Raw genomic sequence first — 16,602 nt, forward strand, 5'->3', positions numbered from 1 at the left:
GTCGAGGACACGGCATGGTGACGACGAGGACGGGCGGCGCCCCCGCGCCGCTCGCGGTGCGCGAGGCGGCCTGGCAGCTGCCCGAGCAGCGGGTGCCGGTCGGCGAACTGCCCGAACTGGCGGGCCTGGACGGCGAGCGCAGAACCACGCTGGCCGGCCTGGGGATCGACACCGTGGCTGTCGACCGCGAGCTCGGCCCGACCGGGCTGGCCGAACGGGCGGCCCGCAGCGCGCTGGCCGGCGCCGGGCTCGCCGCCCAGGACCTGGACGCCCTGATCGTCGTCGACTCCCGGGCCCCCGAGACCCTGCTCAGCTCCGAGGCGACCAGGCTCCAGGCCCGGCTCGGCGCCGACCGGGCCGTCACCTTCGGCGTCGGCGGCCTCGGCTGCGTCTCGCTCGGCCCGGCCCTGCTCGCCGCCCGCGGACTGCTCGCCGCCGACCCGGACGTCCGGCACGTCCTGGTCGCGCACGCCTCCACCCCGGCCACCCCCGGCCGCTACCGGCACCCCGTCACCGTCAACGGGGACGCCGGGCAGGCCCTGCTGCTCGCCCGCACCGGCCCGGTGCGGGTGCTCGACCTGGTCCAGGAGACCAACGGCGCCTACTGGGACCTCTTCCGGGTGGACTACCGGGACCGCCCCTGGGAGAGCTGGCAGGAGGAGTGCCGGGACCTGCCCGGCTACTCCTTCCGGCTCGCGGTGGAGACCAGGAACCGGCTCACCGCGCTCCTGGAGCGGCTGCTCAAGCGGCACGGCCTCGACCGCGCCGACGTCGCCGGCTACGCCAGCCAGAACCTCTCGGCGGGCGGACTGCGCTTCCTGGCGGAGTCGCTGGGCGTCGAACTCCTGCCGGAGTGCCGGGAGAACCTGGCCCGGTACGGCCACCTGGGGCCGAACGACGTCTTCCTCAACCTCTGGACGGCGCTGGCGAACGGGCGGCTGGCCGAGGGCGATCGGGTCGTCCTGGTCAACGTCAGCCCGGTGGCGGCCTGGAACCTGCTGCTGGTGGAAATCGGACCCTGGGAGAGCACCGCGTGACCGACACGGCAATCGAGATACGGGAGTTCCTGGCCGTCGCACTGCGCCGGCCGGTGGCGCCGGACGAGGACTACTTCGCGCTGGGGCTCGCGGACTCGCTGTTCGCGCTGGAGCTGGTGGTCTTCGTCGAGGAGCGGTTCGACATCCGGATCGAGGTGGACGACCTCGACCTGGACTCCTTCCGCACCGCCGAGCGGATCGCCGCGCTGGTCGAGCGCAAGCGGGCCGGGCTGGGCACGGGCGAGGAGACGGGGGCCGGCAGTGCCGCCCACGGCTAGCGAGACCCGTCCGTCCGACCCGTCCGCTCCGTCCGGCCCGTCCGCTTCGGGGGCTTCGGGGGCTTCGGCGGTCGAGGCCGCCGCCGAGCTGGCCGCGGCCGTCCGCGACGATGCCGCCCGCTGGGACGAGCAGGGCGCGCTGCCCGACGAGGCCGTCCGCGCGGTGGCCGCCGCCGGACTGCTCGGCCTCGACCTGCCCGCCCGCCACGGCGGCGCCGGCGCCACCCCGGCCCAGCTGGGCGAGGCCGTCGCGCACCTGGGCGGCGTCTGCGGCGCCCTGCGCGCGCTGCTCACCGTCCAGGGCATGACGGCCGCGGCGCTGCTGCGTTGGGGCGGCCAGGAGCAGCGCGCGCGGTGGCTGCCCGCACTGGCCTCCGGCGAACGCCTGGCCGGCTTCGCCGCCACCGAACGGGAGGCCGGCAGCGCGCTCGCCGAGGTCGGGACGCGGATCGAGGACGACGGCGAACGGCTGGTCGTCACCGGCGCCAAGCGCTGGGTGACCTTCGGGCAGAGCGCCGACGTGTTCCTGGTGCTGGGGCGCACCGACGCCGGCCCGACGGCCGTCCTGGTGGAGGCCGACCGGCCCGGGATCGTCCGCGAGCCCGTCAGCGGCCAACTCGGTTTGCGCGCCGCGCGGATCGCCCACCTCACCTTCGACCGGGTGCGGGTGCCCCGGGAGAACCTGGTGGCGCCGCCCGGGCTGGGCCTGACCCACACCGCCGCCGTGGCGCTGGACCACGGCCGGTTCACGGTGGCCTGGGGCTGCGTCGGCATGGCGGAGGCCTGCCTGGCCGACGCCGCCGAGCACGCCGCGGGCCGGGTCCAGGGCGGCGTGCCGCTGGCCGGGCACCAGCTGGTGCGCTCGCTGCTCGCCCGCTCCGCCGTCGACACGGCGGCCGCCCGGGCGCTGGCCGAGCGGGCCGCCGAGGCCCGGGCCGGCTCGCCGCTGGGCGCCGCCACCGAGACCGTGGTCGCCAAGTACGCGGCGGCCGGGGCGGCGAAGGCGGTCGCCGACCGGGCCGTCCAGATCCTCGGCTCGGCGGGCTGCGAGCCCGGCGTCCGGGCCGGCCGGTTCTACCGGGACGCCAAGGTGATGGAGATCATCGAGGGCAGCCCGCAGGTCGCCGAACTGCACATCGCCGACCGCCTGTTGCGTCAGGGGGTGCGCCGATGACCGGGCCGCAGGAGAGCGGGGCGGGGCAGGGCGGGGCGGAGCAGGGCGGGGCGGGGCCGACCGTCAAGGTCCTGGTCTGGGACCTCGACGACACCCTCTGGGACGGCACCGTGCTGGAGGGCGACGACCCGGCGCCGTTCCCCGCCGCGACCGCCGCCCTGCGGGCGCTGGACGAGCGCGGCGTCCTGCACGCCGTCGCCAGCCGGAGCGACCGGGCCGTCGCCACCGCGCACCTGGAACGGCTCGGACTGCACGAGCTGTTCACCGTGCTGGAGATCGGCTGGGGCCCCAAGTCGGGCGCGGTGCGCCGGATCGCCGAGACCATCGGCATCGGGCTGGACACCGTGGCCTTCGTCGACAACGACCCGGTCGAGCGCGCCGAGGTGGCCGCCGCCTACCCCGTGGTGCGCTGCTACCCGGCCGAGCAGGTCGCCGAACTGGCCGAACTGCCGGAGTTCCGGCCCGAGTTCGTCACCGCCGACGCCCGCGAACGCCGGCTGCGCTACCGCGGCGAGGCGCTCCGCACCCAGGCCCGGGAGGATCACCAGGGCACCCCCGAGGAGTTCCTCGCCTCACTGGGGCTGGAACTGACGATCCGTCAGGCCGGTCCGGACGACCTCGCCCGCGCCCACGAACTCACCGTCCGCACCCACCAGCTCAACACCACCGGCCGGACCTACGGCCTGCCGGAGCTGCGCGCGCTGTGCGACTCGCCCGACCACCGGGTGCTGGTCGCCGAACTGACCGACCGGTTCGGCGACTACGGCACCATCGGCCTCGCGCTGAGCGAGCGGACCGGGCACCGGGAGGGCGACGGCCCGGCCGGGCCGGCCGAGGTGCTGCGGCTGCTGCTGCTGTCCTGCCGGGTGATGTCCCGGGGCATCGGGCCGGCGCTGATCGGGCACGTCGTGCGCGCGGCGCTCGCCGAAGGGCGCCGCCCGCTGGCCGAGTTCGTGCCCACCGACGTCAACCGGGTGATGCTGGTGAACCTCCGGTTCGCCGGGTTCACCGTGGTGGGCCAGGAGGGGGAGGGGCGGCTGCTGCTCGGCTACCCGCCCGCCGCCCCGCCGCCCCCGCTGCCGGGCCACCTGCGGCTGATCACCCCCGAGGCCCCCGAGACGCCCAACACCCCCGCAGCCCCCGAGGCCCCCGACGCCCGGAACCGGCCGTGACCGGGCCGGAATCCGTCGTGACCAGGAAGGACACCGTGCACCCGCAAGACACCCAGAACCGCGAGGCAGACGAGGCCCGGGCGGCCCGCACCGACCGGATCCCGGTCGGGATCGTCGGCGCCGGCACGATGGGCACCGCCGTCGCCCAGGTCTTCGCCGCGGCCGGGCACCCCGTGGTGGTGGTCGACCGGCAGCGGGCCGCCCTCGACGCCGGCCCCGGCCGGCTGCGGGACGGCCTGCGCGCCGCGCGGCTGCTCGGCCGCCGCCCGGCCCCCGGGGAGGCTCGTGCCGGGGCCCCCGGCGAGGCCCGCCCCTCGGCGGCGGAGACCGTCGAACTGGTCGACTGGACGGACGAGTTCGGGCGGCTCGCGGTGGCCGGCTTCGTGGTGGAGTGCGCCTCCGAGCGGCTGGCCGTCAAGGAGCAGGTGCTCCGGGAGCTCGACCGGGTCTGCGCCCCCGCCGCGGTGTTCGCCTCCTGCACCTCGGCGATCCCGGTCGAGCGGCTCGCCTCCTACACCGACCGGGCCGACCGGGTGCTCGCCACGCACTTCATGAACCCCGCGTACCTCAAGGAGACCGTCGAGGTGGTGCGCGGCCCGGCCACCACCGCCCGGACGCTGGAGATCACCCTCGCCCTGCTCGCCGGGGTCGGCCGCCGCGCCCACGTCGTCCGCGACTCGCCGGGTTTCGTCTCCAACCGGGTGCTGATGCCGATGGTCAACGACGCGGCCGCCCGGGTGCAGGAGGGCGTGGCCGACGCGGAGACCGTCGACCTGATCTTCCAGGAGTGCTTCGGCCACGCCATGGGCCCGCTGCGCACGGCGGACCTGATCGGGCTCGACACCATCGTCGACACCCTCGACGTCCTGCTGGAGACCACCGGCGACGAGCGGTTCCGGCCCTGCGACCTGCTGCTCGACCTGGTGCGGCGCGGACACTTCGGCCGCAAGACCGGGCTGGGCTTCTACGCCTACGGGACCCGCCCGTGACCGCCGGCCGCCCGGCCCCCGACGTGCTCGACCTGATCCGCGAACGGTTCCGCACGGTGCCCGACCGGACCGCCGTGGCGGTCGGCGAACAGAGCCTGACGTATCGTCAACTCGACATCGAGACCAGTGCGTTGGCCGACCGGCTGGCCGCCGCCGGGGCCGCCCCCGGCCGGCTCGTCCTGATCCACCGCCGCCAGGGCGTGCGCACCGTCGTCGGCATGCTGGCCGCGCTGCGGCTGGGCGCCGCCTGGTGCGTCCTGGAACCCGAGCGCCCCGCCGCGATGGTGCGCGCCCTGCTGCGCGACAGCGGCTGCGCCGTCCTGGTGTACGACGACGGCGACCCGGCCACCCCGCCCGCCGCCGTGCGGGAGCTGGCGGCCGGCTGCGGACAGCCCGTCACGGCGGTGGCCGAGAGCGGACCGGCTCCGGCCGTGTCTCCGGCCGTCGGCCGGTCGGACGCCGTGGTGCCCCCGACCGCACCGGCCTACGCCGTCACCACCTCCGGGACCACCGGGGAGCCCAAGGCCGTCCTGGTCTCCCGCGGCGCGCTCGCCCACCTGGTCGCCTCCCGCGCCGAGGACCCCGCCGCGACCACCTTCACCGCCTCCCGGCTCTCCTGGGACGCGCCGCTGCTGATGCTGTTCCACACGCTCTGCGGCGGCGGCACGGCGGTGCTGCCCGACGAACGGGCCCTGCCCGACCCGGAGGCCGCCGCCGCGCTGATCCGCCGCCACCGGGTCGAGGTGGCGGTCGGCCCGCCCTCGTTCCACGTGCTGGTGCTGCCCCACCTGGCCGGCGCCGACGCCCACCTGCGGCAGTGGATCGTCGGCGGGGAGGCGCTGTCGGCCGCGCAGGCCGAGCGGCACCGGGCCGTCCTGCCCGGCACCCGGCTGGTCAACGAGTACGGCGCCACCGAGACCACCGTCACCGTGCTCGCCCAGCCGGTCGCGTCCGCGCCGTCCGACCCCGTCCCGATCGGGCGCTCCACCTCCGGCAACCGGATCCACCTGCTGGACGAGCGGCTCGCCCCGGTCGGGCCCGGGCGGACCGGCGAGCTGTACGTGGCCGGGCCGCAGGTCGCCGAGGGCTACGCCGGGCGCCCGGCCGAGACCGCGCTGCGCTTCCTCCCCGACCCCTTCGCCACCACCCCCGGCGCCCGGATGTACCGCACCGGGGACCTCGCCTCCGCCGACCCCACCGGGGCGCTGGTGTTCCGCGGCCGGGCCGACGGGCAGCTCAAGGTGCGCGGCGTCCGGGTCGAACGCGAGGCCGTCGAAGCGGCGCTGGAACGCCACCCCGCCGTCCGGCAGGCCGCCGTCCTCACCGTGACCGGCCCCGACGGCGCCACCGCGCTGGCCGCGTGCTGGCTCCCCGCCGACCCCGCCGCCCCCGCGCCGGACACCGCCGAACTGCTGGCGCACTGCACCGCCCTGCTCGGCGGCCAGGCCCGGCCGGAGCGCTTCGTCCGGGTGGCCGGCTTCCCGCTCGCGCCGTCCGGCAAGACCGACCTCCAGGCGCTGCACGCCCTGCTCGCCGGCGAGCCCGACGAGCCCGGCGACCCCGGCGGGACCGGTGGGCCGGACGGCTTCGGCGGACGCGACGAGCCCGCCGAGGCGGACGGCGCCCCGCGGCTCGTGACGCGCTACTGGACCGAGGTCCTCGGGCACGGCGACTTCGGACCGGACGACGACTTCTTCGCCGTCGGCGGCAACTCGCACCGGATCGTCGAACTCCACCTGCGCCTCGAAGGCCGCTGGCCCGGCGCCGTCCGCGTCGGCCGGCTCTTCGACCTGCGCACCGTCGCCGAGCAGGCCGCGGCCGTCGCCGGGGAGCCCGGCACCCCGGAGTCCGGCACCCCGGAGCCCGTCGCCCGGGCGGCCGGAGCGCCCACGGGCGGCGCCCGGCCCGACGCCGCGTACGAAGTCTGACGAACGGGAGAGAGCAGCAGTGACCAGGACCTCAGCGACGGCCCCCGCCGACACCGACATCGCCGTCATCGGCATCGGCGCCCGCTTCCCCGACGCCGACGACCTGGCGGCCTTCCGGGCCAACCTCGCCGCCGGCCGGGACTCCGTCGGGGACATGCCCGCCGCCCGGGCCGCTGCCACCGGACTCGACCCGGACGCGGGCTACCTGCCGATGGGCCACCTCGCCGACGTCCACACCTTCGACCACGCCTTCTTCGGCCTCTCCCGGCGCGAGGCCGCCCTGATGGACCCCCAGCAGCGGATCGCGCTGGTCCTCGCCCACCAGGCCGTCGAGGACGCCGGCCACGCCGCGAGCGCCCTGCGCGGACGCCAGGTCGCCGTGGTGCTCAGCGCCGCCGCCTCCGGCTACCTCGGCGCCGCCACCGAGCCCGGCCCGCTCAGCGCCCTCGGCAACGTGCCCTTCGCGCTGCCCGCCCGGATCGCCCACGTGCTCGGCTTCGAAGGCCCCTGCTACGCCGTCGACACCGGCTGCAACGGCTCGCTCGTCGCCGTCCACCAGGCCTGCCGCGAACTGCGCGACGGCGAGGCCGAGTACGCGCTCGCCGGCGGCTTCAGCCTGCGCCCCGGCGGCCTGCCCGCCCGGCAGACCGAAGGCATGACCGAACTCGTCTCCCCGAGCGGCCGCTGCCGGGCCTTCGACGCCGACGCCGACGGCACCGCCAGCGGCGAGGGCGGCGCCGTCCTGCTGCTCACCACCCTCGGCCGGGCCCGCGCCGACGGCACGCCCGTCCACGCCGTGATCCGCGGCAGCGCCGTCCGGCACAACGGCCGCGCGGCCGCCACCATCAGCACCCCGAGCGCACCCGCGCACGCGGCGGTGATCGGCGCGGCCTGGCGCGCCGCCGGGCTCGACCCCGCCCTGGCCGGCTACCTGGAGGCGCACGGCTCCGGTACCCGGCTCGGCGACGCCGTCGAACTGGAGGGCCTGGCCCAGGTGTTCGGGCCGCGCGGGTTCGGGGCGCGGGGCCGCCGGCTGCCGATCGGCTCGGTGAAGACCAACGTCGGCCACCTCGACCACGCGGCCGGGATCGCCGGCCTGGTCAAGGCCGTCCTCGCGGTCGGCCACGGCGAGCTGTACCCGTCCCTGCACTTCCGCCGGCCCGTCGACGAGGCCGCCCTCGAACCCGTCGAGGTGGTCACCGCGCTGCGCCCCTGGGAGGGCGAGGAGCGGATCGCCGGCGTCAGCTCGTACAGCCTCGGCGGCATCAACGCCCACTGCGTGGTCCAGCGGCCGCCCGTGCCCCCGCGCGCCGACCGGCCGGGCACCCCCCGGCTCGTCGCCGTCTCCGCGCGCAGCCGCACCGCGCTCGCCCGGCTCTGCGCCGACCTCGGCACCGCGCTGACCGGTCCGGCCGCCCGCGACACCGACCTCGACGACGTCGCCCTCACCCTCAACTCCGGGCGCACCCACTACGGACACCGGGTGGCGGTGTGGGCCCGCGACACCGCCGGGCTCGGCCGGGCCCTGCTCGAACGGGCGGCCCGGCTCGACGCCTCGCCGCCGGTCGGCGGCGCCCCGCGCGGCGCCCGGACCAGGCCTCCCGCCGTCTGCCTGCTGCTCTCCCCGGACGCCGCGCCCGACGCCCCCGGCCCGGCGGAACTGCCCGACGCGCTGCCCGCCACCGGCCCGGCGGCCCGGCTGCTCGCGGGCCAACTCGCCCTCCACCGCGAGCTGTCGCGCTGCGGCGTGCCCGTGGAGACCGTGCTGAGCAGCGGCGTCTCCCGGTACGCCGCCCGATATCTGCTCGGCACCCTCACCGCCGAGGACACCCGCGAACTCGCCACCGCCACCGGTACCGAGGCCGCGCCGCCCGACCGGGACCGGCTCGTCGCGGCGGCCGAACGGCTCGCCGCCGCCGGACCGGTGGTGTTCCTCGACCCCGGCCCCGGTGGCGTCCTCGGCCGGCTGCTCGCCGAGCGGTTCGGCCCGGAGGGGCAGGACGGCGCCCGGCTGGTCACGGCCGCCGACGACGGGTTCGCCGCGCTGCTCGGCCGGCTGTACGAATGCGGCCTGGACCTGGACTGGACGGCGCTCGGCCCCGAGCCCGGCACCGCCCGCCGGCTGCGCCTGCCCGGACACCCGCTGGCCGCCACCCCCTGCTGGATCCGGCCCGCACCGGCGGCCACCGCCCTGCCCGTCGTGCCTGCTGCGCCCGTCGCGTCCGCGCCGCCCACCGTCGAGAGCACGGGGACCGGCCCCGACGAGGACCCCGAACGCTGGCTCGCCGAAGTCCTGGGAGAGCTCCTGCACAGCGAGCAGCCGCCCGGCCCGGAGGCCGACTACTTCGAACTCGGCGGCAACTCGATCATCGCCCTCCAGCTCGCCGACCGGATCCAGACCCGCTTCGGTTTCCGCCCCCGGCTGCTCGACGTCTACGAACACCCCGCCGTCGGCGCGTTCGCCGACCTCATCCGCCGCCGGGCCGGCGCCCCCGCGGCCCCCGCCCTGCCGCCGATCACCCCGCGCGACACACCCCCGGTCACCTCCTTCGGCCAGGACCGGATCTGGTTCCACCACCAGCTCGACCCCGACACCACGCTCTACAACCTCCCGATGGTCAGCCTGATCAGCGGCCCGCTCGATGTCGACGCCGTCCGCGGCATGTGGCACGACCTGATGCTGCGCCACGAGGTGCTGCGCTCCAACTTCGCCGAGGAGGACGACGAGCCGGTGCTGCGCATCCGCCCGGAGCCCGGCGACTTCTTCACCTTCCACGACGTCTCCGCGGATCCGGACCCGCTCGCCGCCGCCCGCGAACTCGTCCGGCAGGCCGCCGAGCACCGCTTCGACCTCGCCCACGACCCCCTGGTGCGGGTGCTCGTGGTCCGCACGGCGCCCGAGCAGCACGTGCTCCAGGTGACCATGCACCACGCCGTCAACGACGGCGCCTCACCGCGGATCTTCGAACGCGAGCTGCCCGAGCTGTTCGCCGCCCGCCGCGAGGGCCGCCCGCACCGGCTCGCACCGCTGCCGGTCCAGTTCGCCGACTACGCGGCCTGGCAGCGCGAACTGGTGGCCGGCTCGGCCCTGGACGGCGAACTCGCCTACTGGTGCGAGACCCTGCGGGACGCGCCGGTGCTGCGGCTGCCCACCGACCACCCGCGCCCGGCCCGCAAGGACCACGCCGGCGACCTCACGGTGTTCACCGTGGACGCCGCCCTGATGCGGGAGCTGCGGCGGCTCGCGGCCGACCGCTCCGTCACCCTCTTCGTGGTCCTGCTCGCCGGCCTCTACCTGCTGCTGGCCCGCCGCAGCGAGCAGGACGACCTGGTCGTCGGCATCCCGACCACCGGGCGCAACCGGCCCGAACTCGAAGGCCTGATCGGCTTCTTCAACAGCACCGTGGCGCTGCGCGCCGACCTGTCCGGCGCCCCGTCGGTGACCGCCTTCCTGCACCGGGTGCGCGCCGTGGTGCTGGAGGCCCTGGAGCACCAGGAGATCCCCTTCGACCGGGTCGTCCAGGCGCTGACGGACGAGCGCGATCCGGGCCGGAGCCCGCTGTTCGACGTGTTCTACGTGCACCAGGAGCTGCCGCCGATCCAGCAGATCGAGGGCACCTCGACCGGGTACTTCGACATCGGCCACAGCGCCGGCAACCTGTTCGGCGGCCTGCCGGCGGGCACCGCCAAGTTCGACCTCACCCTGATCACCTCCGACCGGGTCGGCGACGACGCCATGACCGCCTGCCTGGAGTTCAGCACCCAGTTGTTCACGAGCGAGACGGCGGCCGCGTTCGTCGCGGAGTACACCGAACTGCTCCGTGAACTCGCGGCTGCCGATGGTGAGTTGCCGATCTCCCGGCTGTGGGCCGGGGCGTCGGCGGCCGTCTCCGCCGACGTGGTCCCGGCCGCCCCCGCCGAGGTGCCGACGGCCGGCCCGCCCGGGCCCGTCCGGCTCGACATCCCCACCGACCGCCCCCGCCCGGGCCGCCCCGACTACACCGAGCGCAGCGTCACCGTCCCGGTCGACGAGTCGCTGCGCGGCGCCATCGCCCGGTCCGGCCCGCACCCCGACCGGGTGCTGCGGGCCGGCTGGCTGGTGCTGCTCTCGTGGATCTCCGGCCAGGACGAGGTGGCGGTCGGCCTGCCCGGCGGCGCCCTGCTGCGGGCCGACCTCGCCGACGAACCCGCCTTCACCGACCTGCTCGGGCGCACCAGCCCCGACGGGACGGCCGGCCCCGGAGCCGAGCCCCCGGTCCGCTCCCGGGGCGACGGGGGCGACGGCGGCGGCCACGGAGTCGGCCCGCGTGGGGCCGAACTCGACCTGGGGTGGCGGGCGGAGAGCGGCGCCGCCCCCACGGCGCTGACCGTCCACTACGCCCCCGAACTCTTCGACCCGCCGACCGCCACCGGCTTCGCCACCGGCCTGCGCGAGCTGCTGCGCGGCCTGCTCGCCGAGCCCGACCGCCCGGTCCACGACGTGGCGGCCGACTACGCCGACTACGCGGACCGGGCCGAGGGTGCGGAGCACGCCGACCACGCCGACCACACCGACGCGCCCGAGACCGTGACCCCGCACTCCGACGACGACACCGTGAGGGCCCTGTGAGCAGTTCCACCGCCACCCCGCTCGACGCCGCCCGGCGTGCCGTCCTGCGGGACACCCCGTCGCTGCCCGCCGACTGCGTGGCGCGCCTGGTCCGCTTCGAGGGCCCGGTCGGGCTGGACCGGCTGCGCCGCGCCGTGGCCCGGGCCCTGGCCGAGCGCCCGGACCTGCACGCCGGCTACCGCGCCGCCGCCGGTGGCGGCCCCGGCCTGCTCCGCCCGGCCGATCCGGCCCAGCCGCCCGCCGTCGCGGTGATCGACCTCGACCCGGAGGAATTGGACGGCTGGCTCGCCGCCGAGCTCGTCCGCCCGCTCGACCTGCTCGGCGGGCCGCTGCTGCGCCATGTGCTGATCCGCCGATCCGACGGCGGGCTCAGCTGGTTCCTGCGCCACCACCGGCTGGTCGACGACGACGCCGGGCTGGCCGCGCTCGTCCGCCGGGCCGGCGAGCTGTACGCCGAGGACGGCGAGACGGCCCCCGCCTCCCTCGGCACCCCCGCCCTCGCCCCGGACCCGGACGCCGACCGGCCCGCCGATCGGGCGTACTGGCGGGAGGTCCTGGGGGCCGCCGGCCCCGAGCCCGCCGCCGCCCGCCCGGCCGGGGCCGTCGCGCCGCCGGCCGAACTGCCCTGGCTGCCGGTGGCCGACCCGGCCGCACTGGCCCGGGTCGCCCGGGCCGGCGGCGCGGGCCCCGCCGCGGTGCTGCTCGCCGCCGCCGCCGTCCACGCGCACCGGCTGACCGGCGCCCGGGAGCTGCTGCTCGGACATTGGAGCCCGGCGCCCGGCCCGGGCGGCCGCGGCCTGGTCGTCCCGGTGCGCCTCGCCCCGGCCCCCGGGCTCAGCTTCACCGCCGTCCTCCGGCAGGCGGGCCGCGCCCTGCGCGCGGCCCGCCGCCACGGCCACCGGCCGGACCTCGACCTGCCCTGGGGCCCGTCCTCCGGGTACGGCCTGGTCACCGGGATCGCCGACAGCGCCGAGCGGGTGGCGTACGGCCCCGGGACGGTCGCCGTCCTGGCCCGCGCCTGGGGCGAGCCGCTGCCCGGCCTGTTCCTGCGCGCCGACCCCACCCCCGGCCCGGCGGACCCGGACGGGGCGTGGCGGGTCGCCGCGGGCGGCCACGGCGCCGATCCGGCGGCCCACCGCCGGCTGGTCCGGCTGCTGGCGCGGCTGGCGGCCCGGCCCGACGAGCCGATCCACTCCTTCGACCTCGCCGGCGAGGACGAGTTGGCCCTGCTGGGGAAGGCCAATGCCACCGAACACGCGGTGCCCGAGACCACCGTGCCCGCCGCGTTCGCCGCCCAACTGGCGCGGACCCCGTCCGCCGTCGCGGTGCGCGGCGCGGGCGAGGTGCTGGACTACGCCGAACTGGACGGGCGCTCCGAGCGGATCGCCCGGCTGCTCGCCGGCCTCGGCGTCGGCCGCGAGGACGTCGTCGCGGTGCTGCTGCCCCGCACCCCCGCCCTGGTCGCGGCCGTGCTGGGCGTGCTGAAGGCCGGCGCCGCCTACCTCCCGGTCGACCCGGGCCACCCGCGCGGCCGGGTGGAGTTCGTGCTCGCGGACGCCCGCCCCCGGGTGGTCCTGACCACGGCGCAGCTGGCCGCCGCCGTGCTGCCGGAGCCGGCCGCCGACGGACCGTCCGTCGTCCTGCTGGACGAGCCCGCCGCCGTCGAGCCCGCTCCCGTCGAGCCCGCCGGCCCCGCGCCCGCCGAGGCGGAGCCCACCGGCCCGCTGCCCGGCAACGCGGCGTACGTCATCCACACCTCCGGCTCCACCGGGGCGCCGAAGGGCGTGGTGGTCACCCACCGGGCCGTGGCCAACCTGGCCGCCTGGGCGGCGGCCGAGCTCGGCCCCGAAGCCCTCTCCCGGGTGCTCGGATCCACCTCGCTCTCCTTCGACCTGTCGGTCTTCGAGCTCCTGGTGCCGCTGTTCGTCGGCGGCAGCGTCGACCTGGTGGACAACCTGCTCACGCTGCTGGAACGTCCGGACTGGTCCGGCAGCCTGGTCAACACCGTCCCGTCGGTGTACCAGCAGGTCGCCCGGGCCGAGTGGGTGCGCGAGCGGGCGACGACCTACGTGTTCTGCGGCGAGCCGCTGCCCGCCGCCCTGGTCCGCCAGGTGCACGCCCGCAACCCGGACGCCCGGGTGCTCAACCTCTACGGCCCCACCGAGGCCATCGTGTACGCCACGGCCGGGGCGTGCCCGCCCGGCGCGGACGGCGAGCCGTCGATCGGCGTGCCGATCGGCAACGTGCGCGCCCACGTCCTCGACCCGGCCCTGCGGCCCGCGCCGGTCGGCGTCACCGGCGAGCTCTACCTGGCCGGCGACTACCTGGCCCGGGGCTACGCCCACCGGCCGGGGGCCACCGCCGAGCGCTTCCTGCCCGACCCGTTCGGCCCGCCCGGCGCCCGGATGTACCGCACCGGGGACCTCGCCCGCTGGACCGCCGCCGGGGAGCTGGAGTACGCCGGCCGCACCGACCACCAGGTGAAGATCCGCGGCCACCGGATCGAACTCGGCGAGATCGAGGCCCGGTTGACGGAGCTGGACGGCGTCCGGCGGGCCGTGGTGGTCGCCACCGACGACGGCGAGGGCGACCGCCGCACGACGGCCTTCCTGGTCGCCGCCGAGGGCCGCCCGGCCGACCCGGAGGCCGTCCGGGCGGCGCTGCGCGAGGTGCTGCCCGCGCCCGTCGTCCCGGCCGCCCTGGTCTTCCTCGACGACCTCCCGACCAACGCCAACGGCAAGACCGACCGCGGCGCGCTCGCCGCCCTGGCCGCCGGAACCGCGCCGGGGACCACGCCCGAGCCCGCCGCCGCCCCGGCCGTCGGCCCCGTCGAGGTGCTGCGCGAGCTCTTCGCCGGCGTCCTCTGCCTGCCCGAAGTCGGCCCGGACGACAGCTTCTTCGCCCTCGGCGGCGACAGCATCCGCTCCATCAAGCTGCTCCGCCGGGCCCGCCGGGCCGGGCTGGCGCTCGCCCCGGAGGACGTGTTCGCGCACCCGACCCCGGCCGGACTCGCGGCCGTCGCCACCGCGCTCGACCCCGCCGACCAGGGCGCCGGCCGGCCCGCCGGCGGCGAACTGCTCCCACTGGACGCCGCCGCACGTGCCTGGTTGCAGGACCGGTTCCCGGGCCACCGGGACGTGCTGCCGCTGACACCGCTCCAGGAGCGGCTGCTCTTCCCCACCCAGCACAGCCAGGGCGGCGGCGGGGCCTACGTGATGCGCCTGTGGATGCTCTTCGACGGGCGGCTCGACCCGGTGGCGCTGCGCCGCGCCGTCGAGGCGCTCTGCCGCCGCCACCCGAACCTGGCGGCCGGGTTCGTCCGCCTCCCCGACGGCCGGCCCGTCCAGGTCGTCCCGGACCGCCTGCCGCCGTTCACGGAGCTGGACCTCAGCGGCCTCACGGCGGCCGAACAGGAGGCGGAGACCGAGCGGTTGGCCGCCGAGGCCAGGACCACCCGGTTCGACCCGGCCGACCCGCCGCTGATCCGCTTCACCCTGCTGCGGCTGGGCCCCGGAGAGGGCGTGGGAGCGCAGCGGTACCGGCTGGAGGTGGTCGCCCACCACACCCTGATCGACGGCTGGTCCAACCAGCTCCTCCTACCGGAACTGTTCGCCCTGTACCGCGACCCGGCCGGGCTGCCCGAGCCGGTGCCGCTGCGCGCCCACCTGGAGTGGCTGGCCGGCCGCGACCACGAGGCCGCCCGCCGGGCGTGGCGCGAGGCCCTGGCCGCGCCGATCGAACCCACCCTGGTGACGCCGCCCGGGCTGCCGCCCGCCGCCGGGTGGCCGGGCCGCCGCTACCGGCCGCTGGGGGAGGAGCGCACCGAACGGCTCGGCGCCCTCGCCGCCGGGCTGGGCATCACGCTCAACACCGTGCTCCAGGCCACCTGGGCGCTGCTGCTGGCCGAGCGGACCGGCCGCCCCGACACCGTGTTCGGGATCATCGTCAACGGCCGCTCGCCGGAGCTGCCGGGCTCCGAGTCCGTCATGGGCTTCCTGATCAACACCCTGCCGCTGCGGATCACCCTGCGGCCGGAGGAGTCGCTGGCCGGGCTGCTGACCCGGGTCCAGCGCGAGCAGGTCCGGATGATCGCCCACCAGCACCTGGGAATCCCCGCGATCCAGCGGGCGACCGGCCTCGGCGAACTCTTCGACACCGTCATGGTGTACGAGAACTTCCCGCAGTCCGGCGACCAGGGCGACGCGCTCCCGGGGGTGCGGATCACCGGTTCGGGCAGCGAGACGGCCGCGCACTACCCGCTGTCGCTGATGGCCATCCCGAGGGGCGACGGACTGGAACTCGACATCCTGCACCGGGAGGACGCCGTCGACGCCGAGGCCGCCGACGCCCTGCTCGCCCGGCTGCTGGGGCTGCTCGACACCCTCGTCGCCGAGCCGGACACCACCGTCGGCGCCCTCGGCCTGCTCGCCTCCTGGCCCGCGACGGCCGGGCCCGCCCGCACCCCGCTCCCCGCCGACACCACCGCCGACACCACCGCCGACACCTCCGCCGACACCTCCGCCGACGCCGAGCCCGCCCCGCCCGCCGACGGCCTGGAGCCCATGCTGGCCACCCTGCTGCCGCTGCGCTCGACCGGCACCGGCGCGCCGCTGTTCTGCGTGCACCCGGCCGCCGGGATCGGCTGGACGTACGCGGCGCTGCTGGGGCCGCTCGGCGACCGGCCGCTCTACGTCCTGCAGTCCCGCGGCCTCGACGGCCGGGGGCCGCTGCCGACCAGCCTGGAGGAGGTGGCCGAGGACTGCGTGCGGGAGATCCGCGCCGTCCAGCCCGACGGGCCCTACCACCTGCTCGGCTGGTCGTTCGGCGGCCTGGTCGCCTACGCCGTGGCCGCCCGGTTGCAGGAGCAGGGCGCCGAGGTCGGCCTGCTCGCGATGCTCGACAGCTTCGTGCTCGCCGACCTGCCCGCCCGCACGGAGGCCGAGGTGCTCGCCGAGCAGGGCCACGTCCGCAACGCGCTGCTGCGGCTGACCGGGGTCGACCGCCCCGCCGACGCGCCCGCGCCGACCGCCGAGGAGTTCCTCGCCCTCGCCAAGGACTCCGACTCGCCGTTCTCCGTCTTCTCCGAACACCACCTGACCGCGCTGGCCGAGGTCTACGACAACAACGTCCGGCTCGGCCGGGCCTTCCGCCCCACCGGGTACCGCGGCGACCTGCTCCTCATCGAGGCCGTCCCCGAGACCAGCGGGCCCGTCCAGGACCCGGAGAGCTGGCTGCCCCACCTGGCCGGCGGCCGGGTGCTGCGGCACCGGACCGACCACGGCCACCAGGACCTCGGCGGCCCGGCCGCCCTCGTCGACCTCGCCCCGGCGCTGCTCGACCGGCTCGGCGACCCGTCCGGGTCACAGGGTCCGCAGGGTCCGCACCAGCCGCACGAGCCGGAGAGGAGCTGACCGG

General features: G+C 77.3%; 8 protein-coding genes. All 8 read left to right on the plus strand.

Annotated elements, in window-relative coordinates; translation table 11 throughout:
* The first annotated feature begins 14 nt into the window (after positions 1-14).
* Genes OG556_RS25840 through OG556_RS25875 form a run of 8 tightly spaced genes read left to right on the plus strand, consistent with a single transcriptional unit; the run spans position 15 to position 16,598 of the window.
* The gene (locus OG556_RS25840; RefSeq protein WP_371519837.1) at positions 15-1,037 is read left to right on the plus strand and encodes a 3-oxoacyl-ACP synthase; all 1,023 of its coding nucleotides are present in this window, start codon (positions 15-17) and stop codon (positions 1,035-1,037) included.
* Complete coding sequence (locus tag OG556_RS25845) at positions 1,034-1,315, plus strand: acyl carrier protein (RefSeq protein ID WP_371519840.1); 282 nt, start codon at positions 1,034-1,036, stop codon at positions 1,313-1,315. The genes OG556_RS25840 and OG556_RS25845 overlap by 4 nt, the downstream gene beginning before the upstream one ends.
* On the plus strand, positions 1,299-2,489 hold the full coding sequence (locus OG556_RS25850) for an acyl-CoA dehydrogenase family protein (protein WP_371519842.1): 1,191 nt from the start codon (positions 1,299-1,301) through the stop codon (positions 2,487-2,489). The genes OG556_RS25845 and OG556_RS25850 overlap by 17 nt, the downstream gene beginning before the upstream one ends.
* Entirely contained in the window at positions 2,486-3,661 is a 1,176-nt protein-coding gene (locus OG556_RS25855; protein WP_371519843.1) for an HAD-IIIC family phosphatase, read from the plus strand. Before OG556_RS25850 ends, OG556_RS25855 begins: the two co-directional genes overlap by 4 nt.
* Positions 3,662-3,678: 17 nt before the next feature.
* Positions 3,679-4,650, plus strand: a complete 972-nt coding sequence (locus OG556_RS25860) for a 3-hydroxyacyl-CoA dehydrogenase family protein (RefSeq protein WP_371519844.1) — start codon at positions 3,679-3,681, stop codon at positions 4,648-4,650.
* On the plus strand, positions 4,647-6,578 hold the full coding sequence (locus OG556_RS25865; RefSeq protein WP_371519847.1) for a non-ribosomal peptide synthetase: 1,932 nt from the start codon (positions 4,647-4,649) through the stop codon (positions 6,576-6,578). The genes OG556_RS25860 and OG556_RS25865 overlap by 4 nt, the downstream gene beginning before the upstream one ends.
* 19 nt (positions 6,579-6,597) lie before the next feature.
* Positions 6,598-11,187 (plus strand): condensation domain-containing protein, encoded by a 4,590-nt coding sequence (locus tag OG556_RS25870; protein ID WP_371519849.1) that lies wholly within the window; start codon positions 6,598-6,600, stop codon positions 11,185-11,187.
* Entirely contained in the window at positions 11,184-16,598 is a 5,415-nt protein-coding gene (locus OG556_RS25875; protein WP_371519852.1) for an amino acid adenylation domain-containing protein, read from the plus strand. Before OG556_RS25870 ends, OG556_RS25875 begins: the two co-directional genes overlap by 4 nt.
* The last annotated feature ends 4 nt before the right edge of the window (positions 16,599-16,602 follow it).

This window comes from Kitasatospora sp. NBC_01300 (assembly GCF_041435235.1).
Lineage (GTDB): Bacteria > Actinomycetota > Actinomycetes > Streptomycetales > Streptomycetaceae > Kitasatospora.